This window comes from Paraburkholderia sp. RAU6.4a (assembly GCF_050435625.1).
GTDB classification, from domain to species: Bacteria; Pseudomonadota; Gammaproteobacteria; order Burkholderiales; family Burkholderiaceae; genus Paraburkholderia; species Paraburkholderia tuberum.
This window is the reverse complement of the sequence record NZ_JBNDKQ010000002.1, coordinates 2,138,822-2,161,384: the sequence shown is the minus strand read 5'-3', so window position 1 is coordinate 2,161,384 and position 22,563 is coordinate 2,138,822. Positions and strand designations below refer to the sequence as shown.

At 63.1% G+C, this 22,563-nt stretch carries 24 protein-coding genes and 1 tRNA gene; 14 read left to right on the top strand and 11 right to left on the bottom strand.

Annotation, left to right across the window (positions count from 1 at the left end; translation table 11 throughout):
* Positions 1 to 35 precede the first annotated feature (35 nt).
* Positions 36 to 1,259 carry a Do family serine endopeptidase gene (locus OKW40_RS14750; RefSeq protein ID WP_429408161.1) on the bottom strand — a complete coding sequence of 408 codons (1,224 nt, stop codon included), beginning with the start codon at positions 1,257 to 1,259 and terminating at the stop codon, positions 36 to 38.
* A gap of 19 nt (positions 1,260 to 1,278) precedes the next feature.
* On the opposite strand from OKW40_RS14750, the gene OKW40_RS14745 reads away from it, so the two are divergent.
* From OKW40_RS14745 to OKW40_RS14715, 7 genes are all read left to right on the top strand, one after another.
* Positions 1,279 to 2,025, top strand: coding sequence for a Nif3-like dinuclear metal center hexameric protein (locus OKW40_RS14745; RefSeq protein ID WP_090802074.1), 747 nt, complete (start codon positions 1,279 to 1,281; stop codon positions 2,023 to 2,025).
* Positions 2,026 to 2,245: 220 nt separating this feature from the next.
* Complete coding sequence (petA, locus tag OKW40_RS14740; protein WP_184065716.1) at positions 2,246 to 2,866, top strand: ubiquinol-cytochrome c reductase iron-sulfur subunit; 621 nt, start codon at positions 2,246 to 2,248, stop codon at positions 2,864 to 2,866.
* A complete protein-coding gene (locus OKW40_RS14735) occupies positions 2,866 to 4,245 on the top strand; it encodes a cytochrome b (protein WP_187612904.1) in 1,380 nt (459 codons plus the stop codon). Before petA ends, OKW40_RS14735 begins: the two co-directional genes overlap by 1 nt.
* A 23-nt stretch (positions 4,246 to 4,268) precedes the next feature.
* Positions 4,269 to 5,024: a cytochrome c1 gene (locus tag OKW40_RS14730; protein ID WP_184065606.1), complete on the top strand. Its 756-nt coding sequence runs from the start codon at positions 4,269 to 4,271 to the stop codon at positions 5,022 to 5,024.
* 95 nt (positions 5,025 to 5,119) lie between these two features.
* Positions 5,120 to 5,731 (top strand): glutathione S-transferase N-terminal domain-containing protein, encoded by a 612-nt coding sequence (locus OKW40_RS14725; protein ID WP_006052302.1) that lies wholly within the window; start codon positions 5,120 to 5,122, stop codon positions 5,729 to 5,731.
* Between the two features lie 66 nt (positions 5,732 to 5,797).
* The gene (locus OKW40_RS14720) at positions 5,798 to 6,304 is read left to right on the top strand and encodes a ClpXP protease specificity-enhancing factor (protein WP_184065609.1); all 507 of its coding nucleotides are present in this window, start codon (positions 5,798 to 5,800) and stop codon (positions 6,302 to 6,304) included.
* A 19-nt stretch (positions 6,305 to 6,323) separates the two neighbouring features.
* Positions 6,324 to 6,399, top strand: a tRNA-Thr gene (locus tag OKW40_RS14715).
* Positions 6,400 to 6,409: 10 nt separating this feature from the next.
* On the opposite strand, the gene OKW40_RS14710 is transcribed toward OKW40_RS14715, so the two are convergent.
* Positions 6,410 to 6,643, bottom strand: coding sequence for a hypothetical protein (locus OKW40_RS14710; RefSeq protein ID WP_429490326.1), 234 nt, complete (start codon positions 6,641 to 6,643; stop codon positions 6,410 to 6,412).
* Positions 6,644 to 6,829: 186 nt separating this feature from the next.
* Between OKW40_RS14710 and OKW40_RS14705 the strand changes: the two genes are divergently transcribed.
* Positions 6,830 to 7,954: a methyltransferase gene (locus OKW40_RS14705; RefSeq protein WP_429490324.1), complete on the top strand. Its 1,125-nt coding sequence runs from the start codon at positions 6,830 to 6,832 to the stop codon at positions 7,952 to 7,954.
* Positions 7,955 to 7,969: 15 nt separating this feature from the next.
* Here the strand turns inward: OKW40_RS14705 and OKW40_RS14700 are convergent, their stop codons facing one another.
* Positions 7,970 to 9,241 (bottom strand): TIGR03862 family flavoprotein, encoded by a 1,272-nt coding sequence (locus OKW40_RS14700; RefSeq protein WP_429490323.1) that lies wholly within the window; start codon positions 9,239 to 9,241, stop codon positions 7,970 to 7,972.
* Between the two features lie 441 nt (positions 9,242 to 9,682).
* Here OKW40_RS14700 and OKW40_RS14695 point away from each other — a divergent pair, with 441 nt between their 5' ends.
* On the top strand, positions 9,683 to 9,892 hold the full coding sequence (locus OKW40_RS14695) for a DUF1059 domain-containing protein (protein WP_429491975.1): 210 nt from the start codon (positions 9,683 to 9,685) through the stop codon (positions 9,890 to 9,892).
* Positions 9,893 to 10,027: 135 nt separating this feature from the next.
* Here OKW40_RS14695 and OKW40_RS14690 read toward each other — a convergent pair whose 3' ends face one another.
* Positions 10,028 to 10,348, bottom strand: a complete 321-nt coding sequence (locus OKW40_RS14690) for a DNA-binding protein (protein WP_090802066.1) — start codon at positions 10,346 to 10,348, stop codon at positions 10,028 to 10,030.
* A gap of 388 nt (positions 10,349 to 10,736) precedes the next feature.
* Here OKW40_RS14690 and OKW40_RS14685 point away from each other — a divergent pair, with 388 nt between their 5' ends.
* Positions 10,737 to 11,579 (top strand): class I SAM-dependent methyltransferase, encoded by an 843-nt coding sequence (locus tag OKW40_RS14685; RefSeq protein ID WP_429408170.1) that lies wholly within the window; start codon positions 10,737 to 10,739, stop codon positions 11,577 to 11,579.
* Between the two features lie 20 nt (positions 11,580 to 11,599).
* On the opposite strand, the gene OKW40_RS14680 is transcribed toward OKW40_RS14685, so the two are convergent.
* Together OKW40_RS14680 and OKW40_RS14675 are read right to left on the bottom strand one after the other, a co-directional pair.
* The gene (locus OKW40_RS14680) at positions 11,600 to 12,154 is read right to left on the bottom strand and encodes a DUF1415 domain-containing protein (protein ID WP_429490321.1); all 555 of its coding nucleotides are present in this window, start codon (positions 12,152 to 12,154) and stop codon (positions 11,600 to 11,602) included.
* A gap of 58 nt (positions 12,155 to 12,212) precedes the next feature.
* Positions 12,213 to 12,860, bottom strand: a complete 648-nt coding sequence (locus tag OKW40_RS14675; RefSeq protein ID WP_184065627.1) for a TetR/AcrR family transcriptional regulator — start codon at positions 12,858 to 12,860, stop codon at positions 12,213 to 12,215.
* 153 nt (positions 12,861 to 13,013) lie between these two features.
* On the opposite strand from OKW40_RS14675, the gene OKW40_RS14670 reads away from it, so the two are divergent.
* Positions 13,014 to 14,297 carry an MFS transporter gene (locus tag OKW40_RS14670; protein ID WP_184065630.1) on the top strand — a complete coding sequence of 428 codons (1,284 nt, stop codon included), beginning with the start codon at positions 13,014 to 13,016 and terminating at the stop codon, positions 14,295 to 14,297.
* A gap of 169 nt (positions 14,298 to 14,466) precedes the next feature.
* A complete protein-coding gene (locus OKW40_RS14665) occupies positions 14,467 to 15,084 on the top strand; it encodes a nitroreductase family protein (protein ID WP_260321396.1) in 618 nt (205 codons plus the stop codon).
* 103 nt (positions 15,085 to 15,187) lie between these two features.
* On the opposite strand, the gene OKW40_RS14660 is transcribed toward OKW40_RS14665, so the two are convergent.
* Positions 15,188 to 16,681 (bottom strand): MFS transporter, encoded by a 1,494-nt coding sequence (locus tag OKW40_RS14660; protein ID WP_429490320.1) that lies wholly within the window; start codon positions 16,679 to 16,681, stop codon positions 15,188 to 15,190.
* Between the two features lie 188 nt (positions 16,682 to 16,869).
* Here OKW40_RS14660 and OKW40_RS14655 point away from each other — a divergent pair, with 188 nt between their 5' ends.
* Positions 16,870 to 18,120 carry an Hsp70 family protein gene (locus OKW40_RS14655; RefSeq protein ID WP_429490318.1) on the top strand — a complete coding sequence of 417 codons (1,251 nt, stop codon included), beginning with the start codon at positions 16,870 to 16,872 and terminating at the stop codon, positions 18,118 to 18,120.
* Positions 18,121 to 18,254: 134 nt separating this feature from the next.
* Here OKW40_RS14655 and OKW40_RS14650 read toward each other — a convergent pair whose 3' ends face one another.
* A complete protein-coding gene (locus OKW40_RS14650) occupies positions 18,255 to 18,458 on the bottom strand; it encodes a cold-shock protein (protein WP_007180251.1) in 204 nt (67 codons plus the stop codon).
* 430 nt (positions 18,459 to 18,888) lie between these two features.
* Between OKW40_RS14650 and OKW40_RS14645 the strand changes: the two genes are divergently transcribed.
* A complete protein-coding gene (locus OKW40_RS14645) occupies positions 18,889 to 20,484 on the top strand; it encodes an APC family permease (protein ID WP_429490316.1) in 1,596 nt (531 codons plus the stop codon).
* 117 nt (positions 20,485 to 20,601) lie between these two features.
* Here the strand turns inward: OKW40_RS14645 and OKW40_RS14640 are convergent, their stop codons facing one another.
* From OKW40_RS14640 to grxD, 3 genes are all read right to left on the bottom strand, one after another.
* The gene (locus tag OKW40_RS14640) at positions 20,602 to 21,387 is read right to left on the bottom strand and encodes a DODA-type extradiol aromatic ring-opening family dioxygenase (RefSeq protein WP_184065641.1); all 786 of its coding nucleotides are present in this window, start codon (positions 21,385 to 21,387) and stop codon (positions 20,602 to 20,604) included.
* Between the two features lie 134 nt (positions 21,388 to 21,521).
* Positions 21,522 to 22,124 carry a UbiX family flavin prenyltransferase gene (locus OKW40_RS14635; protein WP_429490314.1) on the bottom strand — a complete coding sequence of 201 codons (603 nt, stop codon included), beginning with the start codon at positions 22,122 to 22,124 and terminating at the stop codon, positions 21,522 to 21,524.
* 40 nt (positions 22,125 to 22,164) lie between these two features.
* On the bottom strand, positions 22,165 to 22,476 hold the full coding sequence (gene grxD, locus OKW40_RS14630; RefSeq protein ID WP_018420101.1) for a Grx4 family monothiol glutaredoxin: 312 nt from the start codon (positions 22,474 to 22,476) through the stop codon (positions 22,165 to 22,167).
* Between the last annotated feature and the right edge of the window lie 87 nt (positions 22,477 to 22,563).

Sequence of the window (22,563 nt, the reverse complement as noted above, 5' to 3'; positions counted from 1 at the left end):
GCCCTTATTCATTGCGTGGAATCGCGGCATTAGCTTCAGCCGCCTTCGTCATCCGGCTGATCGCCGCCGCCGTTCTCGTCTTCCGTCTGTTTCGGCGGCGGCGGGCGTTTGCCGATCTTCACGTCGAGATCGATCTGATGACCTTTGCGCACCAGATGCACTTTCGCCGCCGTACCGGGCTTGATCTGCGCGATCACGTTCAACAGACGCGTGGTATCGGTGATCGCCTGGCCGTTTACGCTCGTCAGGATGTCGCCGGGCTTGATGCCCGCGCGGTCGGCCGGGCCGCTTTTCAGCACGCCCGCGACAATCGCGCCCGACTTCTGATCGAGCCCGAACGACTCCGCGATTTCCGGCGTGACGTCCTGCGGTTCGACGCCGATCCAGCCGCGCGTGACCGTGCCGGTCGTAATGATGCTCTCGAGCACGCTGCGCGCGGTCGACACCGGAATCGCGAAGCCGATGCCGAGCGAGCCGCCCGAGCGCGAGTAGATTGCGGTGTTGATGCCGAGCAGGTTGCCGTTCACGTCGACGAGCGCACCGCCCGAATTGCCGGGGTTGATCGGGGCGTCGGTCTGGATGAAGTTTTCGAACGTATTGATGCCGAGATGGTTGCGGCCAAGCGCGCTGACGATGCCCATCGTTACGGTCTGCCCGACGCCGAACGGATTGCCGATCGCGAGCACGACGTCGCCGACGCGGGTCTGGTCCATCCGGCCGAGCGTGATGGTGGGCAGATCGGTCATATTGACCTTGAGCACGGCCAGATCGGTTTCGGGGTCGATGCCGATGACCTTCGCGCTGGCTGTGCGGCCATCGGCGAGCGCGATTTCGATCTGATCGGCGCCGTCGACGACGTGCTGGTTCGTTAGAATGTAACCTTCCGAACTCACTATCACGCCTGAGCCGAGATTCGAGGCAGGCTGCTCCTGCTGCTTGCGATTGTTCCTGTCGCCGAAGAAGTAGCGGAACAGCGGGTCTTTGGCGCGCGGGTCGGGAGGCAGCGAGCCATCCTTGCTGGAGAACACGTTGACGACCGCGGGCATGGCCTTTTGCGCCGCCTCGGCATAGGACGTTTCGGCATGGCCAGTGCCGATGCCCGGCGCCACTTCCCGTAGCGCGACGATCGGTTCGGCGAGTTGTCTGCCGAATTGTCCTTGACGCTGCAGCCACTGCGGTTTGAGGGTCGCAATGATGAACATCAGCGCCAACAGCACCGTCACCGCTTGGGCAAATAACAGCCAGAAGCGTCTAAGCATCTGAAGACTAGAGGTCTATATGGATCGGATTGAACTTGAATTGTACTTGAACAATCTCCTTGAAACCGCGCGCTTCAAGGACTATTGCCCGAACGGATTGCAGGTCGAAGGACGCCGCCGGATCAACAAGCTCGCGACCGGCGTGACCGCGTCGGTGGCCTTCCTGGAGGCCGCGCTCGACTGGGGCGCGGACGCCGTGCTGGTTCATCACGGCTACTTCTGGCGCAACGAGGCACCGCAGATCACTGGCCGCAAACATGCTCGTTTGAAGCTGCTGCTCGCCAACGACCTGAACCTGTTCGCCTACCATCTGCCGCTCGACGATCATCCCGAGTTCGGCAACAACGCGCAGATCGGCGAGAAGATGGGCTGGATCAGCGACGCGCGTTTCGGCGACAACGATCTCGGCTGGCTCGCCACGCTGCCAATGCCGATCACGCTGTCGCACCTCACCGCGGAGATCGCGCAGACACTGGGCCGCACGCCGCTCGTGTTCGGCGATCCGGATATGGAGCTGCGCCGCGTCGGCTGGTGCACGGGCGCCGCGCAAGGCATGTTCGACGCGGCGATCAACGCGGGTGTCGACGTCTACGTGACCGGCGAGGTATCGGAGTCGGTGATGCATACGGCGGCGGAAAGCGGCGTCGCGTTTCTGGCAGCTGGCCACCACGCGACCGAGCGCTTCGGCGTGCAGGCGGTGGGCAAGCATCTGTCCGAATCGTTCGATATCGAACATCTGTTTATCGATATCCCCAATCCCGTTTGAATTGCGAATTGCATTAACGAAGAACAAAGCAGGAATACCGCAGAAGGCACTTAAAAGGAGGTGCGAAAAAGTTTGCGATCGGTACGGACAAACCCTGAGTTATCAAGGGCTTCGCACGGTTTTTGGCAATCGGCCCTTGTAAATGGCGACTCCATTCGAGCAAACTAGCGGCGGTAGAAGCGACGTGAAGGAAAAATCCAACTCAGAAGTGGGGCGTGTGATGCGAGACAAAGAAGAGGAACGCGTCGATGGCAGCCGCCGTAACTGGCTGGTAGCGACGACCGTAGCAGGCGGCATAGGAGGTGTTGCCGTTGTCGTACCCTTTGTTAGTTCCTTTGCACCATCCGAAAAGGCCAAGGCCGCAGGTGCCCCGGTCGAAGCCGATATCAGTGGTCTGAAGCCCGGCGACATGATGACGGTCGCCTGGCGTGGCAAGCCGGTGTGGATCATCAACCGCACGGACCGCATGCTCGCCGATGTTCAAAAAGCCGACAGCCAGGTAGCGGACCCCCACTCGCTGAATCCGTTTTCGATGCCGCTGCCGGACTACTGCAACAACGAATTCCGTTCACGCGCCGAGAACAAGCATCTGCTGGTTGCCGTCGCCGTTTGCACGCATCTGGGCTGCACGCCGACGCCGCGCTTCCAGGAAGGCCCGCAGCCGAATCTCCCCGACGACTGGCCCGGCGGTTTCCTGTGCCCGTGCCACGGCTCGACCTACGACATGGCCGGCCGCGTCTTCAAGAACAAACCCGCTCCGCAGAACCTCGACATCCCGCGCTTCATGTTCACGTCGGCGACGGCCCTTGTGATCGGGAAGGACGAAAAAGGAGAAGCGTAATGGCGAGCGAACACGAAGTAGAGACGACCGGGCTGGCTGGTTGGATCGACCAGCGCTTCCCGATGACTGCCACGTGGAAGAAGCACGTTTCCGAGTACTACGCGCCGAAGAACTTCAACTTCTGGTACTTCTTCGGTTCGCTTGCGTTGCTGGTGCTGGTCAACCAGATCGTCACCGGCATTTTCCTGACGATGAACTACAAGCCCGACGCGACGCTCGCGTTCTCGTCGGTCGAGTACATCATGCGCGAGGTGCCGTGGGGCTGGCTGATCCGCTACATGCACTCGACGGGTGCGTCGATGTTTTTCGTCGTCGTGTATCTGCACATGTTCCGCGGGCTCATGTACGGCTCGTACCGCAAGCCGCGCGAGCTCGTGTGGATTTTCGGCTGCCTGATCTTCCTGAGCCTGATGGCCGAGGCATTCTTCGGCTATCTGCTGCCGTGGGGGCAGATGTCGTTCTGGGGCGCGCAGGTGATCGTGAACCTGTTCTCGGCGATTCCGTTCATCGGGCCGGATCTGTCGCTGTGGATTCGCGGCGACTACGTTGTCTCTGACGTCACGCTGAACCGCTTCTTCGCGTTTCACGTGATCGCGATTCCGCTGGTGCTGATCGGCCTCGTGATCGCGCACCTCGTCGCGCTGCACGAAGTCGGCTCGAACAACCCGGACGGCATCGAGATCAAGGCCAAGAAGGGCCCGGATGGCGTGCCGCTCGACGGCATTCCGTTCCACCCGTACTACTCGGTGCACGACTTCATGGGCGTAACGATCTTCCTGCTGATCTTCGCGGCGATCATCTTCTTCGCGCCGGAAATGGGTGGGTACTTCCTTGAAGCCAACAACTTCATCCCCGCGAATCCGCTGCAGACGCCGCCGGAAATTGCGCCTGTGTGGTACTTCACCGCCTTTTATGCGATGCTGCGCGCCACTACCGATCCATTCAAGATCGTGCTGATGATCGTCATCGCGCTACTCGGGTTGCTGGCGCTCGTGCGCGCGCGCGGCAAGTGGAAGCTCGGTCTGCCGGTGCTTGCGGTGCTGGTGATCGTCGCGATGGTGTTCACCGAATCGAAGTTCTGGGGCGTCGTGGTGATGGGCAGCGCGGTGATTTCGCTGTTCTTCCTGCCGTGGCTCGACCGGTCGCCGGTCAGGTCTATTCGCTACCGGCCGTTCTTCCACAAGGTTTTCTTCGGGATCTTCGTGATCGCGTTCCTGACGCTCGGCTTCCTCGGCACGCGACCGCCATCGCCGGCCGCGACGCTGATCGCCCAGATCTGCGCGCTGATCTACTTCGCGTTTTTCCTCGGCATGCCCTTCTGGACCCGGCTTGGCAAGTTCAAGCAGCCGCCGGAACGGGTGCGGTTCAAGCCTCACTAATCGCGAGCCAGGAGAACATGAAGATGAAAAAACTGCTTTCGATGTGCGCGCTGGTCGGCGCGACCGTGCTTGCGCTGCTGGCCGCTCCGGTTCACGCGGACGAGAATTTCCCGCTCGATCGCGCGCCGGACAACACGAACAATTTCGCTTCTTTGCAGCGCGGCGCGCAATTGTTTGTAAACTACTGCCTGAATTGCCACAGCGCGAACCTGATGCGCTACAACCGCCTGACCGATCTCGGCATCACGCCGAACGAAATCCAGGCGAACCTGCTGTTCACCACCGACAAGGTCGGCAACACGATGACCGTGGCGATGCGCCCGGAGGACGCGAAAGCGTGGTTTGGGGCGACGCCGCCGGATCTGTCGGTGGAGGCGCGGGCGCGCGGCACGGACTGGCTTTACACGTATCTGCGGAGTTTTTACCGCGACGATACGCGGCCGACCGGCTGGAACAATCTGGTGTACCAAAACGTGAGCATGCCTCACGTGCTGTGGCAGCTTCAGGGGCAGCGTGCGGCGAAATTCGGCGACGAAACCGACGAAAGAACCGGCGAAAAAGTACACAAATTCCTCGGCTTCCAGCAACTGACTCCGGGGACGATGTCGCCGGTAGATTATGATTCTGCTGTGGCCGACCTCGTGTCGTACCTGTCATGGATGTCCGAACCGACGCAGCAAACCCGCAGGCAACTTGGCGTGTGGGTGCTGTTGTTCCTCGGTATCCTGAGCTTTTTCGCCTGGCGACTGAACGCCGCGTACTGGAAACATATCAAATAATCACGCCGCTACATGGCGTGGGGCCGGCGCCAGGAAAAACCTGCTGAACGGTTTTTCCGCGCGCTGGCCCTTCAGCTTTTTGAGGAAACGTAAACATGATGGTTCTGTATTCCGGCACTACTTGCCCGTTCTCCCAGCGTTGCCGGCTGGTGTTGTTCGAAAAGGGCATGGACTTCGAGATCCGCGACGTCGACCTGTTCAACAAGCCGGAAGACATCGCCGTGATGAATCCGTATGGTCAGGTGCCGATTCTCGTCGAACGGGACCTGATTCTGTACGAATCGAACATCATCAACGAGTACATCGACGAGCGCTTCCCGCACCCGCAGCTGATGCCGGCCGATCCGGTCCAGCGCGCGCGTGCCCGCCTGTTCCTGCTCAACTTCGAGAAAGAGCTGTTCGTCCACGTCGGCACGCTCGAAAACGAGAAGGGCAAGGCAGCGGAGAAGAATCACGAGAAGGCGCGCCTCGCGATCCGCGATCGCCTGACGCAGCTCGCGCCGATCTTCCTGAAGAACAAGTACATGCTCGGCGAAGAGTTCTCGATGCTCGACGTCGCGATCGCACCGCTGCTTTGGCGCCTTGACCACTACGGTATCGAGCTGTCGAAGAACGCCGCGCCGCTGATGAAGTACGCCGAGCGCATTTTCAGCCGCCCGGCTTATATCGAAGCGCTGACGCCGTCGGAAAAGGTGATGCGTCGTTGAGTTTGGCTTTGGAGCGCGGACGCCGCATCGCTTCGATGTGCGACCGCGCCCGCAAGAGGACTGTTGATGCAAGAGATTTCCACGAAGCCTTATCTGTTGCGCGCGCTCTACGAGTGGTGCACGGATAACGGCTACACGCCGCATATCGCGGTTCGCGTCGACAATCAGACGCGCGTGCCACGTCAGTTCGTGCGCGACAACGAGATCGTGTTGAACATCAGCTTCGAGGCGACCAGCCAGCTGCAGATGGGCAACGAGTGGATCGAGTTCAACGCGCGCTTCTCCGGCAAGTCCCACAAGATCGAAGTGCCGGTCGCCAATATTCTTGCGATCTACGCGCGCGAGAACGGCCAGGGTATGGCGTTCCCGGTCGAATCGGCGGGCGGCGAGGCTCAGGATTCGGGCGCGGATGCCGCGGACGAAGCTGACACGCCGGCGGCTCCGCGCGCCGTCGAAACCGCCCCCGCCGCCCCTGCCGACCCTGCCGCGGCCACCGACGCCGCCGACAAACCGCAGCCCGACGACGATGGCTCGAAAGGCGGCGGAAGGGCTCGCCTTAAGATCGTGAAATGAAGTAGAATCACGGCCTCATGCCGGCTTAGCTCATCAGGTAGAGCGCTTGACTTGTAATCATGAGGTGGCGGGTTCGAGTCCTGCAGCCGGCACCAGATTGCGTTATCAGCAGTAACTGGAAATGCTAGAAAACCCCGTCGAAGCACACGCTTTGGCGGGGTTTTTCTTTTTTCGGTGGAAATTGCCCGGATCGTTGCTGATGCCGATCACCGAAGCCTTGGCCCGGCTTGTTTGCGACGAGGGTTTCATGCGCGTCACAACGTGCAAGGGCAGCGTGAGGTGAGCCGCGCGATGGCTCAAAAACCATGATATCTCTTTCACCTTGTCGATTGTAGACATTATTGTCTACTTTCGGTGCGTCCAGACTCACCTCATCACCGTCACCAATTCATGCCGCGCCGCGAATCCGCACGGCGGCGGTACGTTACTATTCGGGCGTCGCCCGGGATGGCGGGCAGCCGCCGGACGTCCGGTCCGCTGCCGCGGTCCACGTCGCCGGCGACGTCACATCGACTCCATTGCACCATGACCAGCCCCGCAACTCTCACCTGGCCAGAAGCCGACGGCCCGCGCACCGCACGCTGGCGTTCCGAAGCGGCCGTGCCGCCGCCGAAGCGCGTCGTCGTCGCCGACGACCGCACCACCGCCGATTCGGCCTACCGCCTCGCCTGCGAAGGCACCGCGCTGCTATGGCGCGGCGACTTCCAGAACGCGCGCCAACTGCTGCAGGCCGTCACGCGCCGGCTCGAACGCAAGCCGCGCAAGCAGGGAGCCACACCGCTCGACGCGTTCAACCAGCATCGGCAGGTGCAGTCGCAGCGCGCGCGCACGCTCGGCATGATCCTGATTCCGCTCGATGCCGACTACGCCATTGCGCTGCGGCGCGCGCCCGACGTGCGGCAGGCCTGCATCGAAGCTTATGGACCGGCGAGCGGTGACGCGTCGGTCGTATCGTTGCGCGAGTTGCTCGGTTTGATCGGCGCGCACGAATGGCGCAAGAAGGGCGTCGAGATTACGGCGCTCGGCGAGCGCATCCATCCGCACTACGGTGTGTTCTCACCGGTTCGCGGCGAGTACGTCGATCTGGTCGCGCGCACGCCGCTGCCGTCGCCGGACCTCGCGTTCGATATCGGCACCGGCACTGGCGTGCTGGCCGCGCTGTTGGCCAAACGCGGCGTGCGCAAGATCGTCGCGACGGACCAGGATGCGCGCGCGCTTGCGTGTGCTCGTGAAAATCTCGCGCGTCTTGGTTTCGCCGAGCACGTCGAGATTGTGCAGGCCGATCTGTTTCCGGACGGTCGGGCACCGCTCGTCGTCTGCAATCCGCCGTGGGTGCCGGCGCGGCCCGCGTCGCCGCTCGAATACGCGGTCTACGATCCGGACAGCCGCATGCTGGTCGGCTTCCTGAACGGCCTCGCCGATCATCTGACGCCGGGCGGCGAGGGCTGGCTGATCATTTCGGATTTCGCCGAGCACCTTGGGCTGCGTACGCGCGAGTGGCTGCTCGCGGCGATCGAGCACGCGGGGCTCAGTGTCGCGGGACGCGAGGACATTCGTCCACGGCATCCGAAGGCCAGCGATCAGAACGATCCGTTGTATGTTGCGCGAGCGGCCGAGGTCACGTCGTTGTGGCGGCTCAAGGCGCGGTGACGGCGACTGCGCGCGTCACGCCGACGTGCCGTGCGCTTCCAGATACGCGCACGCGCCCCGGCCAGCGACCAGCCCGCTGGCAAAGCAGGCGGTCAACAGATAACCACCGGTCGGCGCCTCCCAATCGAGCATTTCGCCCGCGCAGAATGCGCCGGGCATCCGGTCGATCATCAGATGCGCGTCCAACGCCTCGAACGGGATTCCGCCCGCCGTACTGATCGCTTCCTCGATCGGTCGCGCGCGCAGCAGTCGCATCGGCAGCGCCTTGATCGCGTGGGCGAGGCCGCGTGCATCGGCGAAGGCTTCTTTCGACAGAATCTCATGCAACAACGCCAGCTTGACCCCGCCGATTCCGATTCGCCCGTGCAGATGACTCGCGATCGAGCGTGAGCCGCGCGGCCGCGTCACTTCCTCCACGACTCGCTCGAGCGGCAAGTCTGGCGCGAGATCCAGCGCGATCGTGACCTCGCCGCCGGCGAGAATCCGCTCGCGGATCGGCGCCGACAACGCGTAAATCAGGCTCCCTTCGAGGCCCGTTTCGGTCAAAAGTATTTCACCTTGTCGATTGTGGACTTTTCCGTCTACACCGGTGACGGAAATCGCGACCGTCTTGATCGGCTGACCCGCGAAACGCTCGCGCAGATACGGGCTCCAGTCCGCGTCGAAGCCGCAGTTCGCGGGACGCAGCGGCGTCACCGGCACGTCGCGTGACGTCATCAGCGGCACCCACGCGGCGTCGGAGCCGAGACGCGGCCAACTGGCGCCGCCGAGCGCGAACACGACCGCGTCGCAGCTGATCGTCTGCTCACCGTTGGGCGTGTCGAAGCGCAACGCGTGGGCGGCGCCGTCTTCGGATGTTGACGCCCAGCCGCTCCACTTGTGACGCATATGAAACTGCACACCCGCTTCGCGCAGCCGATGCAGCCACGCGCGCAGCATCGGCGCGGCCTTCATGTCGGACGGAAATACGCGCCCCGAACTGCCGACGAACGTCTCGACGCCCAACTCGCGCAACCATGCGCGCAGCGCGTCGGGACCGAACGCGTCGAGTAACGGCGCGATGCGCTCGCGGCGCGAGCCGTAGCGGTCGAGAAACGGCGCGAGGGCTTCCGAATGCGTGATGTTCATGCCGCCTTTGCCCGCCATCAGGAATTTGCGGCCGACCGACGGCATCGCGTCATATACGTGGACTTGCACCCCGCGCCCGGCAAGCGTCTCCGCGGCCATCAGGCCGGCGGGGCCGCCGCCGATCACGGCGACGCGGGCGGAATCGAGCGAGATTGACATGCGGTTCAGCGGATCAACGGGGAGAACAGGCGGTGCGCCGCGGTGACCGAACGGATATGCGGCGCGAAGGGCGCTATTGTCACACCGCGCGCGGCGCGCGGCAAACGCCGACACACTCTGTCGAACTGTGCTCGGTACTGGCAAATAGGCGGCTATTCGCCAGGCGACCGGGCTCGATCGCCCCAGACCGGAAAATACTGGATTCAGTCTTTCTCCCGGCCGTTGCGCATCGCGTTCAGCGCTTGGCTCGTGCCGCACGCGACCTATACTTTTCAAACATCATCCATCGGCCGCCGTTCGCGTCGTTCCTCGCGTCAATCCCCAATCACGTCGCTTGCGACGCAGCCGCTGCGGCGCGCTTCACTGCCGCGCGCCGGCAGCCGACGCGAAGCGCCTGTTGAATCGGTGGAAGAGTCGATCGTCTGGTTCAAGGAGATTGCCATGACCCGCAAATATATCGACTGTCGCGAGTTTCCGAGCGAAACGAACTGCACTGTCGCGCTATCCGCCGACAGCGACGGCGAACTGCTCGAAGCCGCGGTCCAGCATGCCGTCAGCGTTCACCAGCACGCGGATTCGCCGGAGCTGCGCGAGCAGCTGAAGACGCTATTTCATGAGGGAACGCCGCCCGTCGAGGCGCCGCACGCTTGAGACACCCGTGGAAGGGGAGTGTGGAAGCCCGCGTCGCGAGCGGCATCCAGCCGCCCGCGTGCGATCGTGTTGCAGCAGTCTTGTGGTGACACGAGAAACGCGATACCAGGCCAATCTAACCAGGATGCCGACGCGCTAACCCGGATACGCCTCATCGACCTTCAGCCCGGCGAGCTTGAAGATCACCCGCAACGTCTGCGGCTTGATGTCGCGTCGCGACGCGAGCGTCGTCATCACGAAGTCGAGCACCTTGGCGTACTTGAGCATCGTCAGGCAGGTCTCGAGGTCGACGTTGCCGTCACGCATGACCTCGGCGAGCCGCAGCATTTCCGTGGAGATGTCGCGAGCCATCTCCAGTTCGAGTTGCTGTTTCTCCGACCATGCCGGCGCGGCGGTGAGCTTTGCCATCATTTCCTGAAACTTCTGTTCGACATTTCCGTTGGGTACCGTATCCATTGCCGCCTCTTCTGTGATCATCCGAGCGCGCGACCCGTTGCAAAGCCGGCCGCTGCTGGTTACGTAACGTTCGCCCCTTGTTGCGGGACCGCTCTCCCCACATGCATCCGGTTCGCGTGTCCGGTTGCACGGCCGGACAGTCTCCTGTTTTCGGCGACGCGGCTTGCACCCGCAGGCTCAGCCGGCGCTCAAGCTGTTTTCAGCCATTCTCGAGACACTTCCGCGCAGCGCCTTTCGAGCAGGAAGTGTTCCTGGTGGACCGCCTGTCTCGCGTGACCCGGGCAGCGTACTCGCTGGAATTGCCGCACTTTGGGTAAACTGGCAGCAACTTTTCTCTTTTTCCGTCATCTGTCGCACGTTCGCACTGCAATTGATGGCGGCTCATACGATGTCCGGCAAAACCCACGAAATCCGTCCCAACCAGTCCGTCGAACTGCTCAAAGAGCTCCACATCCTCACGCGCGACGGCAAGATGAATCAGGACAGCCGTCGCAAGCTGAAGCAGGTCTACCATCTGTTCCAGTTCATCGAGCCGCTACTCAAGGACCTGAAGCACCAGCAGGGGGCGCTGACGCTCGTCGATCACGGCGCGGGCAAGTCATACCTCGGTTTTATCCTGTACGACCTGTTTTTCAAGGAGTTTCAGGATGTCGCTGGTGGGGCTTCGCACATTTACGGCATTGAAACGCGCGAAGAGCTGGTGACGAAGTCCGAAGAGCTGGCGGCGCGGCTCGGCTTCAAGGGGATGTCGTTTCTGAATCTGTCGGTGGCGGAGTCGATCACGTCGACGCGGTTGCCCGCCGAAATCGACATCGTGACCGCGCTGCACGCGTGCAATACCGCCACCGACGACGCGATCCGTTTCGCGCTCGAAAAGCACGCGAAGTACATCGTCGTCGTGCCGTGCTGCCAGGCCGAGGTGGCCGGCGTGCTGCGGCAGAACAAGGGCAAGGCTCTGAAGACCGCGCTGACGGAAATCTGGCGGCATCCGCTGCACACGCGCGAATTCGGCAGCCAGATCACGAACGTGCTGCGCTGCCTGCAGCTCGAAGCGCATGGCTATCAGGTCAGCGTGACCGAGCTGGTCGGCTGGGAACACTCGATGAAAAACGAGTTGATCATCGCGCAGTACAAGGACCTGCCGCGGCGCCGGCCCGCTGAGCGGCTCGGCGAAGTGCTGGACGCGCTCGGGCTCGATGCGCTGAAGGAGCGATTTTTCGTGCCGGCCTGAGGCGCGGCCTGGCGCTTCACTTAGCGCTTCATCAACGCATCCCAGCCCGCGAGGCCAATGCGCCGCAGCGTTTCCTGATTGCGCTCGTAGATCTCTTCCGCGTCGGGAAAGGCCTGCACGGCCCGCTCGATGCTGTCCTCGCGCAGCAGATGCAGGATCGGATAGGGCGCCCGGTTCGTGTAGTTTTCGATATCGTCGGGCTCGCTGCCTTCGAACTGGTAATGCGGATGAAAGCTCGCGATCTGGATAGTGCCTTCGAGCCGTAGCTGCTGGACCAGCCGGTCGGCGAAGAACAGGCAGTCGTTGAAGCCGAGAAAGTCCTTGAACGCGCACGGCAGGATCAGCAACGTCGTGTCGATGGCGGCGGGGTCGGCGGCGACGAGGGTCTGCAACTCGGCTTCCAGGTCGGTCAGCACCGCTTCGAGCGTGTCCGCTTCGCTGAGCGCATAGCGAATCTGCCCCTTCACATGCACGGCCTTCGCGAACGGACACAGGTTCAGGCCGATCACGGCCTCCGTCAGCCAATGACGGGTCGCGGCGATAACGGCATCGTGGGATTCGGCGGACAACGGCATGGCGGATGGATGTGACGGGAAAACGCGCAATTCTAAAGGACCCAGCTGACGGACTGGCTCAGCGAACCGGCTTCTCCGCGCAAGCGGCCGCTATCAACTGCGCGGCGACTTTCGGCGCGGCGAGGATCGGCCCGCAGCCCGGCCCGTAAGTCTGGCTCGCCGCGTACACGCCCTCGATCAGCAGACCGAGCCCATCGGCCAGCGCTTGCGGATCGCCGGCGCCGGCCGCTGTCGACAGTTCGACGAGGCGCGCCATCAAGCGCTGCTTGTTGCGGAACACGAACTGCCGCGCCGGATGCGCGGTATCCGAAAACTCCACCGACACGTTCACGAACGGGCAGCCGCGGTAATCGTCGACCGAGGCGCGCACCGCGAGGTCGTCGAAGTACTGCTGAAGCTGCTTCGCCGGCTCGCCAGGATGCTTCGCGAAGCTCTTCTCGACGTAGCGGAAGAACTGCTCGTCCTTCTGCTCCAGATACGCCATCACGAGCTCGTCCTTCGACGAAAACTGCCGGTACAGACTCATCTTGTTCACGCCCGCGCGCTCGACCACCGCATCGACGCCGACCGTGCGCACGCCCTCGCGATAGAACAACTCGCTGGCCGCGCGCAGCAGATGCAGCTGCGCCTGCGGCCCGGCGGTCTGTGCGCCGCGCGCGCGCCGCGCACGAGTAGGGGCGGGCTTGGGGGTTTCGCTGTCGGACATGGCAAGTCACTCGAATGAGATTGACGCCTTGACATGTTACCGACCAGTAACTAAGATCGCAACACAATTGTGACCGATCTGTCACAAGACATTCACCGAGGCCGTAATAATACGAACGACGCCGCCACCCGGGCCGCGTCGATGGGAGAATCGATGAACTGGGCTGCGCGACTGATAGGCGGGCGTTTCCACTACGGCTGGTTGACCGTCGCCGTGGTGTTCCTGGTGTTGCTCGCGGCTGCGGGTACGCGAGCGACACCGAGCGTGATGATGGTGCCGCTCGAGCACCAATTCGGCTGGAGCCGCGCGACGATTTCGCTCGCGATCTCGGTGAACATCGCGCTGTACGGGTTGATGGGGCCGTTCGCGGCCGCCGCGATGCAGCGCTTCGGTGTGCGCCCCACGCTGCTGAGCGCGCTCGGCGCGATGGCCGCGGGTGTCGCGCTGTCGTCGCTGATGACGCATCCGTGGCAAATGGTGCTGATCTGGGGCGTGATGGTCGGCGGCTCGACCGGCGTAGCGGCGCTGTCGCTGTCGGCGACGGTCGTGACGCGCTGGTTCACGACGCGCCGCGGTCTCGTGATGGGTATCCTGACCGCCAGCTCGGCGACCGGCCAGCTGGTGTTTCTGCCGCTGCTCGCGGCCATCGCCGAGCATTACGGCTGGCGTCAGGTCGTGTGGGTCGTCGCGCTCGCGGCGGCCGTCGTGATTCCGCTCGTCGCGTTCCTGCTGCCCGAGCATCCGGCCAGCATGCAGCTGCGCCCGTACGGCGAACCCCATGACGCGCCCATCACGACGACCGTCACCAGGCAGAATCCGCTCGCGATCGCATTCGGCACGCTCGCGTCGGCGAGCAAAACGCGCGACTTCTGGCTGCTGTTCTTCAGCTTCTTCATTTGCGGCGCGAGCACCAATGGCTATGTCGGCACCCATCTGATCGCGATGTGCGGCGACTACGGGATGACCGAAGTGCAGGGCGCGTCGTTGCTCGCGGCGATGGGCGTGTTCGACCTGTTCGGCACGACGATGTCGGGCTGGCTGTCGGACCGCTTCAATAGCCGCGTGCTGCTGTTCTGGTATTACGGGCTGCGGGGGCTGTCGCTGATGTATCTGCCGCACGCGTTCGGCATCGACTTTTTCGGACTGCCGCTGTTCGCGGTGTTCTACGGTCTCGACTGGATCGCCACCGTGCCGCCGACCGTGCGTCTTGCGACCGACGTCTACGGCAAGGAATCGGCGCCGATCGTGTTCGGCTGGGTGGTCGCGGGCCACCAGCTCGGCGCGGCGTTCGCGGCGCTCGGCGCGGGCATGCTGCGCGCGAGTCTTGGCACCTACACGGTCGCATCGATGATTTCCGGCGGCTTGTGTCTGATCGCCGCGGTGATCGTGCTGCGCATCAATCGCCCGGCCAAGGTGCCGACGCCGCAGGCAATCTGAGGCGCCCTCGCGAGCCGCGCGGATTCACCGTCAGCGAAGCAACGACGCACGGCCCCATAACGGGGCCGTGCGCGTTTTCTCAGCCAGCACGCATAGCGCCGCGCCGCAACTTGGAGCGCGCACCGAAAGCCCGTTATGCTATGTGGCCTCGGGCAGCCGCCCGGAGAACATGAATATCTACCGAGAGAAGCGCATGGCCACCAAACCCGCCTCAACCGAAGTTGCCATTCACGAGCTGATTGCAGGCCGTTGGAGCCCTCGCGCGTATTCGAGCGAGCCGGTGAGCCGCGATCAGTTGCGCGCCGTGCTCGAAGCGGCGCGCTGGGCGCCGTCTTCATATAACGTGCAGCCTTGGCGTTTTGTGGTATTCGATCGCAGCGTCGACGAAGTCGCGTTCAAGAAGGCTTTCGCCACGCTGGTGCCGTTCAACCAGGGCTGGAATGCGCTCGCGCCGGTGCTGATCGCGGTGACCGCGCACACACTGACCAACAAGGGCGACGTAAACCGCTGCGCGTTCTACGACGCCGGCGCGGCGGCGATGTCGCTGGTGCTGCAGGCGCACGCGCTCGGCCTCGCCGCGCACCAGATGAGCGGCTTCGACGTGAACGCGTTCCGTACCACCTTCGAACTACCAAAGGACGTCGAGCCGATCGCGATGATCTCGCTCGGCCATTACGGCGACGTCGACAAACTGGACCCGGTCCTGCGCGAACGCGAGAAGGCGCCGCGTCAACGCGCGGCGCTCGCGGATATCGCGTACGCCGGCGCCTGGAAGAAGGCGTTCTGAGCGATGGATTCGCCGCGCTTGCCGCGCGATTTCGCGTAAAGTGAAGAAAGCAGTCGATGAGCAACGAAGCAGTCAGGCACGCGCGGCACGGTCCGCGCGTTTTTCATGCAGCGCCGTCCATGCCGTTCTCGCCATCCGTCACGCTCGACAGCGGCGCGGCCACATGTTCGAGCGACTTGCGCTCCGCGTCGACACCCCAGATCGCCGCGACGAGCGCCGCCGCGAGCATCAACGCCGAGCCGACCAGATAGCCCGAAAACACCTCACTGCGCTGATGCGTATCGATCAGCCGACCGAAAAACGCCGGTCCGATGATGCCGCCGAGCGCGGTGCCGAACGCATAGAAAACCGCGATCGCGAGCGCGCGGATTTCGAGCGGAAACGATTCGCTCACGGTCAGATACGCGGAACTCGCGGCCGCCGACGCAAAGAAGAAAATGACCATCCAGGCGACCGTCTGCGTGACGACGCTCAGCAGTTGCTGCTCGAACAGATAGCCCGACAGTGTCAGCAGGATCGCCGACATCGCGTAGGTCGCGGCGATCATCTTGCGTCGACCGATCACGTCGAACAGCCGCCCGAGCACGAGCGGCCCCAGGAAATTGCCGAGCGCGAAAGGCAGCAGATACCAGCCGATGTCGTCGCCCGGCACGTGATAGAAGTCGGTGAGGACGAGCGCGTAGGTGAAAAAGATCGCGTTGTAGAAGAATGCCTGCGCGGTCATCAACGTGAGACCGACCAGCGCGCGGCGCCGGTGCACGTTGAACAGCGTGTGGAACACCTCGCGCAACGGCGTATGGTCGCGCGCGCGCAGGCGCAGCCGCGTGAGGGCGTCGTCGGCAAGCGTGTGGCCGTCGTCGCGAAAACGCGTCTCGATGCCCTCGACGATCGTGCGGGCGTCGCGCTCGTCGCCGTGCGTGAGTAGCCAGCGCGGGCTTTCGGGTATCCAGATGCGCATCGGCAGGATCACCAGCGCGAGCACCGCGCCGATGAAAAAACACGCGCGCCAGCCCCAGTCGGAAGGCAGCAGGTGCGGATCGAGCAGCACCAGCGAGCCCGCGGCGCCGAGCCCCGCGCCCACCCAGAACGTGCCGTTGATGCCGAGGTCGGTCCAGCCGCGCACGCGTGCCGGCGTGAATTCCTGGATCGTCGAGTTGATCGCCGTGTATTCGCCGCCGATACCCGCACCGGTCAGGAAGCGGAACAGCATGAAGCTCATCAGATTCCACGACAGCGCGGTCGCCGCGGTCGCGGCCAGATACAGCGTCAGCGTGATGAAAAACAGCTTGCGGCGGCCGAGCCGATCGGTCAGCCAGCCGAAACCGAGCGCACCGAGCACCGCGCCGGCAATGTACGCGCTGCCCGCGAGGCCGACCTCGGCATTCGAAAAGCGCAGCGCCGGGCTGGTTTTCAGCGCGCTCGCGACCGCGCCGGCGAGCGTCACCTCGAGGCCGTCGAGCAGCCACGTCACGCCGAGCGCAACCACGATCAGCGTATGAAAGCGGCCCCACGGCAGACGGTCTAGCCGCGACGGCAGATCGGTTTCGATCAGCGTGGCGTGCTGGTCATCGACGGCGGCGGCGGGCGGCACGCTCATGACGCGAAGTCTCCTCGATGGCGAAATGGGGCGGCATATCCGGTCGGACGCAGCAAGATCCATTCCGCGCCATGATTTCAATCGATCTTGCGGCCGTCCCGGCAGCTTCAGTTGATGCTGCCGGAGTTTTCGTGATACAAAGCCGCTCCCCTTTCTTTGCGCGCCAGCCGTGAGCGGCCATTCCTGCCATGAACTATTGCGCGATTGACTTCGGTACTTCCAATTCGGCCGTCGCGGTTCCGATCGGCCCGCAACTGAAGCTGGCGCCGGTCGAAGACGCGTACACGACGCTGCCCACCGCGGTCTTCTTCAATACCGACGAACACACCAGCGAATTCGGGCGCGCGGCGCTCGCTGCTTACATCGACGGTTTCGACGGCCGGCTGATGCGCTCGATGAAAAGCATTCTCGGCTCGCCGCTCGCCGAGAATACGACCGATCTCGGCGACGGCAGTGCGATCAAGTACACCGACGTGATCGCGACGTTCCTGACTCACCTGAAGCGCGCGGCCGAGGCGAGCGCCGGCGGCGCGATCGACCGCGCGGTGCTGGGCCGCCCGGTGTTCTTCGTCGACGACGACCCGCGCGCCGACCAGATGGCGCAGCAACAGCTCGAAGCCGCCGCGCGCACGGCCGGCTTGCGCGACATCCACTTTCAGTATGAACCGATCGCGGCTGCGTTCGACTACGAATCGCACCTGAGCGCCGAGGGGCTCGTGCTTGTGGCGGACATCGGCGGCGGTACGTCGGACTTTTCGCTCGTGCGAGTGGGGCCGGAACGGATGAAGCGCGTCGAGCGCAAGGACGATGTGCTCGCGCACCACGGCGTGCACGTCGCGGGTACGGACTTCGACCGCCGCGTCGAACTCGCCACGATACTGCGCGAACTCGGCTACCAGTCGCTCGATCCGCAAGGGCGCGAAATCCCGAACCGGATTTATTTCGATCTCGCGACCTGGCACCTGATCAACACCGTCTACACGCCGAAGCGCGTCAGCGAACTCGCGCTGATGCGGCACCTTTTCACGGAGACGAAGCACCACGACCGGCTGATGCGCGTGGTCGAGCAGCGTTTCGGGCACGCGCTCGCCGCCCACGCGGAAGAGGCGAAGATCGGCGTGGCGGCGGGCGGCGAGACCGTGATCGATCTCGAGCAGGTGGAAGAGGATCTGCGTCTCGCGTTCGACGAAGCGCAGCTCGTCAAAGCAGGCGAGGAAGAAACGCGACGCATCGTGCAGGCCGCGCGCGATACGGTGCAGGCGGCGGGCGTCGCGCCGCGCGATGTCGACGCGATCTATTTCACCGGCGGGTCGACCGGCCTCGCGTTTCTGTCGGGCGCGTTGGCCGCGGCGTTTCCAGACGCGCAAGCGGTATTCGGCGATCGTCTCGCGAGCGTTGCGACCGGCCTCGGTATTCATGCGCGGCGTGTATTCGGATAATCCCGAATAATCAACAAATAATCCGCCGCGGATTGCGAAGTAACGCGAAGTTAATCGGCGCATTCAGATTGGCCGCCGTAATAAAAAACCCCGCCGAGGCGGGGTTTTTTTGCGTCCAGAAGGAAGCGCGGAGCTTACACCGGCTTGATGTTAGCCGCTTGCTTGCCCTTCGGGCCCGTCTTCACTTCAAACGTGACCTTCTGGTTTTCTTGGAGCGTCTTGAAGCCTTCAGTGCGAATTTCCGAGAAATGCGCGAACAGATCTTCACCGCCGCCGTCCGGAGTGATGAAGCCAAAGCCCTTAGCGTCGTTGAACCACTTGACGGTACCGGTTTCCATATTACTTTTTCCTAAAAATGGTGAATAAGGCCGAAGCCCGGGGTGCATGAAAATCAAGGAAGGGGGTAATGGGACCAACCGGAGTACCGTTGATGGGCGAACTACGAAAGAACCACTTCACTCGCCACTTGAAATCCTGCCCGAACGTTATACGGCGAATTCGGACGAAGGTCAACAGTCTAGACGAAACTTTGCCGGACTGATCCGAAATTTTCTTACAAAGCTTGCGCAGGGGGACAACTTTTTGCTAGGGAGAACCCTTAGTTCGGCTGCGGTTTCGCTGCAGTAACACGGTGCAACCGTTAAACTACGCGCCGCGCGTCGGTTGCACCTATTCCGCATCTGGACGCGCTTACATGCGCGTCACCCCGTCCCCACCGCCACAAGCGATGTCACGCGGTGCCGACATGGTTCTGATTTAGGAGAAGACTTGAAAAGTTCTATACAACGGAACATCGGGCCATTCGCGCTGATGCTGACCGGTCTGGGCTCGATCATCGGTTCGGGTTGGCTGTTCGGCGCGTGGAAGGCTGCAAAAATTGCCGGTCCGGCTGCGATTTGCGCATGGATCATCGGTGCGGTCGTGATTCTCGCGATTGCGCTGACCTACGCGGAACTTGGCGCGATGTTTCCGGAATCTGGCGGGATGGTGCGCTATGCGCGCTACTCGCACGGCGCGCTGGTCGGTTTCATCAGCGCGTGGGCCAACTGGATCGCGATCGTGTCGGTGATCCCGATCGAGGCCGAAGCATCGATCCAATATATGAGTACATGGCCCTATCCCTGGGCGCATGCGCTGTTCGTCGACGGGTCGTTGACGACCAACGGCCTGCTGTTGTCCGCCGGGCTCGTCATCATCTATTTCCTGCTCAACTACTGGGGCGTCAAGCTGTTCGCGCGCGCCAACTCGGCGATCACGATCTTCAAGTTCCTGATCCCGGGCGCAACGATCGTCGGCCTGATGATGACAGGCGTCCACACCGAGAACTTTGGTCAGACGACCAAGTTCGCGCCGTACGGCTGGTCGGCGGTGCTGACCGCGGTCGCGACGAGCGGCATCGTGTTCGCATTCAACGGTTTCCAGAGCCCGATTAACCTGGCCGGTGAAGCGCGAAATCCGGCCAGGAGCGTGCCGTTCGCGGTGATCGGCTCGATCCTGCTCGCGCTCGTGATCTACGTGTTGCTGCAGATCGCATACATCGGTGCCGTGAATCCGGCCGACGTGATGAAGGGCTGGAGCCACTTCAGCTTTGCTTCGCCGTTCGCGGAACTGGCGATTGCGCTGAACCTGAACTGGCTGGCGATCCTGCTGTACGTCGACGCGTTCGTGAGCCCGAGCGGCACCGGTACGACCTACATGGCAACCACCTCGCGCATGATCTACGCGATGGAGCGCAACAACACGATGCCGAAGATGTTCGGTAACGTGCACCCGTTCTATGGCGTTCCGCGCAACGCGATGTGGTTCAACCTGCTCGTCTCGTTCATCTTCCTGTTCTTCTTCCGCGGCTGGAGTTCGCTCGCGGCGGTGATTTCGGTCGCGACCGTGATCTCGTACCTGACCGGCCCGATCAGCCTGATGGCACTGCGCCGCGCGGCAACCGATCTCGAGCGCCCGCTGCACATCGCCGGCATGAAGGTGATCGCGCCGTTCGCGTTCGTCTGCGCGTCGCTGATCCTGTACTGGGCGAGGTGGCCGCTGACCGGCGAAATCATTCTGCTGATGGTCGTCGCGCTGCCGGTGTATTTCTACTTCCAGGCGAAGTCGGGCTTCGAGGGCTGGGGCCGTGACCTGAAGGCCGCCTGGTGGCTGGTCGCGTATCTGCCGATCATGGCGATCCTGTCGCTGATCGGCAGCAAGGAGTTTGGCGGCTTCGGCATTCTGCCTTACGGCTGGGACATGCTCGTCGTGATCGCCTTCGCGTTGGTGTTCTACTTCTGGGGCGTGAACAGCGGCTATCGTTCGGAGTATCTGGACGAGCAGCTCGAGCACGACGAAGTGCTCGAAGTTATCGGCGCGCATTGAGCGCCGGTCGAAACCGAAGATCCGCTCGACGCGGGTCTTTCGGGGCCGATAAAAAGCCCGCCCGATCGATGATCAGGCGGGCTTTTTGTTGAGCTTTGTGCGCGACCCCGCGCCGGATCATGCGGTCCCGAACACGTAGTTCGTCATCGCGAGCGAGCGTTGGTAGGTGCCGAGCGACTGGATCGCGAGCGAATAGTCGTCGTCGGCGGCACCGAGCGCGGCGAATACCGGCAACAGATGCTCGTCGGTCGGATGCATCAACACCGCGTGCGGCGCCTGGCGGCGATAGTCGAGCAGCGCGTCGATATCGCGCGCGACGAGCTTGTCCTCGAACCAGTCGGTGAATTCGGCCACACGCGGATCGGCGTCTTCCGGGCGCGCGGAGAAATCGGCGGCGCGCAGGTTATGGGTGATCTGGCCGGAGCCGATCACCATCACGCCTTCGTCTTTTAGCGCGCGCAGCGCGCGGCCGACGCGGAAATGATGCGCGGCGTCCTTGTGCGGTTGGATCGACAGTTGCGCGATTGGCACGTCCGCTCGCGGAAACATCAGCAGCATCGGCACCCATGCGCCGTGGTCGAGTCCGTGCGGCTGCACGTCCGCGACGATGCCGCTCGCGCCGAGCAGCGCGGCGGCGCTACGTGCGATGTCGGGCGCGCCCGGCGCCGGATATTGGATTTCATAGAGCTGGCGCGGAAAACCATAAAAATCGTGGATGGTTTCAGGCGCCGTCGCGATGCTCGCGAGTGGCTGCGCGGTACCCCAGTGCGCCGACAACATCAGGATTGCCTCGGGACGCGGCAATTGCGTGGCGAGCGCGCCGAACTCGGCGGACGGCATTGACGGATCGATCGGCAACGTGGGTGCGCCGTGAGACAGGAAAAGCGAAGGTAAGCGGTTCATGACAGCAACGCGGCCGTGTAAGCACGGCACGGAGAAATTGGGTTGCTACCAATATAGGTCCGCACGCCAGCTTGATAAATGGGCTCGGCGGGAATTGATTGCGTCGCAGCCGTTGTTAATCCGCGTTGTCGCGGTTACTCCTGCGCGCCCCGCAATCCTTCCCACGCTGGCGACAACGCCGGCCCCAGCGCAAACAGATCGAGCACGCGTGCGACAGTGTGGTCGACCATCTCGTCGATCGAAGCAGGCCGGTTATAGAACGCGGGCAGCGGCGGGAAGATCACTCCGCCCATTTCGGTGACGGCCGTCATATTGCGCAGATGCGCGAGATTGAACGGCGTTTCGCGCACCAGCAGCACGAGACGGCGACGCTCCTTCAGTGTGACGTCGGCGGCGCGGGTGATCAGGTTGTCGGCGAAACCGTGCGCGATGCTCGCGAGTGTTTTCATCGAGCAGGGTGCGACGATCATGCCGTCGGTCGCGAACGAGCCGGACGCGATGCTCGCGCCGACATCGCGCACCGAATGGACGACATCCGCGAGCGGATGCACGTCTTCCTTGCCCAACTCGAGTTCATGCTGGATGTTGAGCCAACCCGCGCTCGAAATCAGCAGGTGGCTCTCGACGCCGCCGAGCCGCCGCAGCGTCTCAAGCAGCCGGATGCCGTAGATGGCGCCGGTGGCGCCGGTGATCGCGACGATCAGCCGGCGAGGCACCGCAGTGCGTGCTTGCTGCATGGCTTGCGGCGTCTGATGGAACGAACGAAGCGTAGAACGCTCAGGCCGCGGCGAACAGCTGCTGCAGTTCGCCCGATTCGTACATCTCCATCATGATGTCCGAGCCGCCGATGAATTCGCCCTTCACGTACAGCTGCGGAATGGTCGGCCAGTTCGAGAACACCTTGATGCCCTGACGGATTTCGTCGTCTTCGAGCACGTTGACGGTCTTGATCTCACCGGCACCGCACGCCTTCAGGATCTGGATGGCGCGGCCGGAAAAACCGCACATCGGGAACTGGGCCGTGCCCTTCATGAAGAGAACGACGTTGTTGCCGTCGACGATTTGCTTGATGCGTTGTTGCGTATCCATGACTGACCTTGCGGTTCCGATAAAGGATGGGAATAGGCTGAAATGATAGCGGATTTCGCTACGGGCGGCCGCAGCCACGTCGCGCCT

Coding starts and splice junctions, on each gene's coding strand:
- OKW40_RS14750 (WP_429408161.1), bottom strand. CDS start 1,259: ATGCTTAGACGCTTCTGGCTGTTATTTGCCCAAGCGGTGACGGTGCTG.
- OKW40_RS14745 (WP_090802074.1), top strand. CDS start 1,279: ATGGATCGGATTGAACTTGAATTGTACTTGAACAATCTCCTTGAAACC.
- petA (WP_184065716.1), top strand. CDS start 2,246: ATGCGAGACAAAGAAGAGGAACGCGTCGATGGCAGCCGCCGTAACTGG.
- OKW40_RS14735 (WP_187612904.1), top strand. CDS start 2,866: ATGGCGAGCGAACACGAAGTAGAGACGACCGGGCTGGCTGGTTGGATC.
- OKW40_RS14730 (WP_184065606.1), top strand. CDS start 4,269: ATGAAAAAACTGCTTTCGATGTGCGCGCTGGTCGGCGCGACCGTGCTT.
- OKW40_RS14725 (WP_006052302.1), top strand. CDS start 5,120: ATGATGGTTCTGTATTCCGGCACTACTTGCCCGTTCTCCCAGCGTTGC.
- OKW40_RS14720 (WP_184065609.1), top strand. CDS start 5,798: ATGCAAGAGATTTCCACGAAGCCTTATCTGTTGCGCGCGCTCTACGAG.
- OKW40_RS14710 (WP_429490326.1), bottom strand. CDS start 6,643: ATGTCTACAATCGACAAGGTGAAAGAGATATCATGGTTTTTGAGCCAT.
- OKW40_RS14705 (WP_429490324.1), top strand. CDS start 6,830: ATGACCAGCCCCGCAACTCTCACCTGGCCAGAAGCCGACGGCCCGCGC.
- OKW40_RS14700 (WP_429490323.1), bottom strand. CDS start 9,241: ATGTCAATCTCGCTCGATTCCGCCCGCGTCGCCGTGATCGGCGGCGGC.
- OKW40_RS14695 (WP_429491975.1), top strand. CDS start 9,683: ATGACCCGCAAATATATCGACTGTCGCGAGTTTCCGAGCGAAACGAAC.
- OKW40_RS14690 (WP_090802066.1), bottom strand. CDS start 10,348: ATGGATACGGTACCCAACGGAAATGTCGAACAGAAGTTTCAGGAAATG.
- OKW40_RS14685 (WP_429408170.1), top strand. CDS start 10,737: ATGTCCGGCAAAACCCACGAAATCCGTCCCAACCAGTCCGTCGAACTG.
- OKW40_RS14680 (WP_429490321.1), bottom strand. CDS start 12,154: ATGCCGTTGTCCGCCGAATCCCACGATGCCGTTATCGCCGCGACCCGT.
- OKW40_RS14675 (WP_184065627.1), bottom strand. CDS start 12,860: ATGTCCGACAGCGAAACCCCCAAGCCCGCCCCTACTCGTGCGCGGCGC.
- OKW40_RS14670 (WP_184065630.1), top strand. CDS start 13,014: ATGAACTGGGCTGCGCGACTGATAGGCGGGCGTTTCCACTACGGCTGG.
- OKW40_RS14665 (WP_260321396.1), top strand. CDS start 14,467: ATGAATATCTACCGAGAGAAGCGCATGGCCACCAAACCCGCCTCAACC.
- OKW40_RS14660 (WP_429490320.1), bottom strand. CDS start 16,681: ATGAGCGTGCCGCCCGCCGCCGCCGTCGATGACCAGCACGCCACGCTG.
- OKW40_RS14655 (WP_429490318.1), top strand. CDS start 16,870: ATGAACTATTGCGCGATTGACTTCGGTACTTCCAATTCGGCCGTCGCG.
- OKW40_RS14650 (WP_007180251.1), bottom strand. CDS start 18,458: ATGGAAACCGGTACCGTCAAGTGGTTCAACGACGCTAAGGGCTTTGGC.
- OKW40_RS14640 (WP_184065641.1), bottom strand. CDS start 21,387: ATGAACCGCTTACCTTCGCTTTTCCTGTCTCACGGCGCACCCACGTTG.
- OKW40_RS14635 (WP_429490314.1), bottom strand. CDS start 22,124: ATGCAGCAAGCACGCACTGCGGTGCCTCGCCGGCTGATCGTCGCGATC.
- grxD (WP_018420101.1), bottom strand. CDS start 22,476: ATGGATACGCAACAACGCATCAAGCAAATCGTCGACGGCAACAACGTC.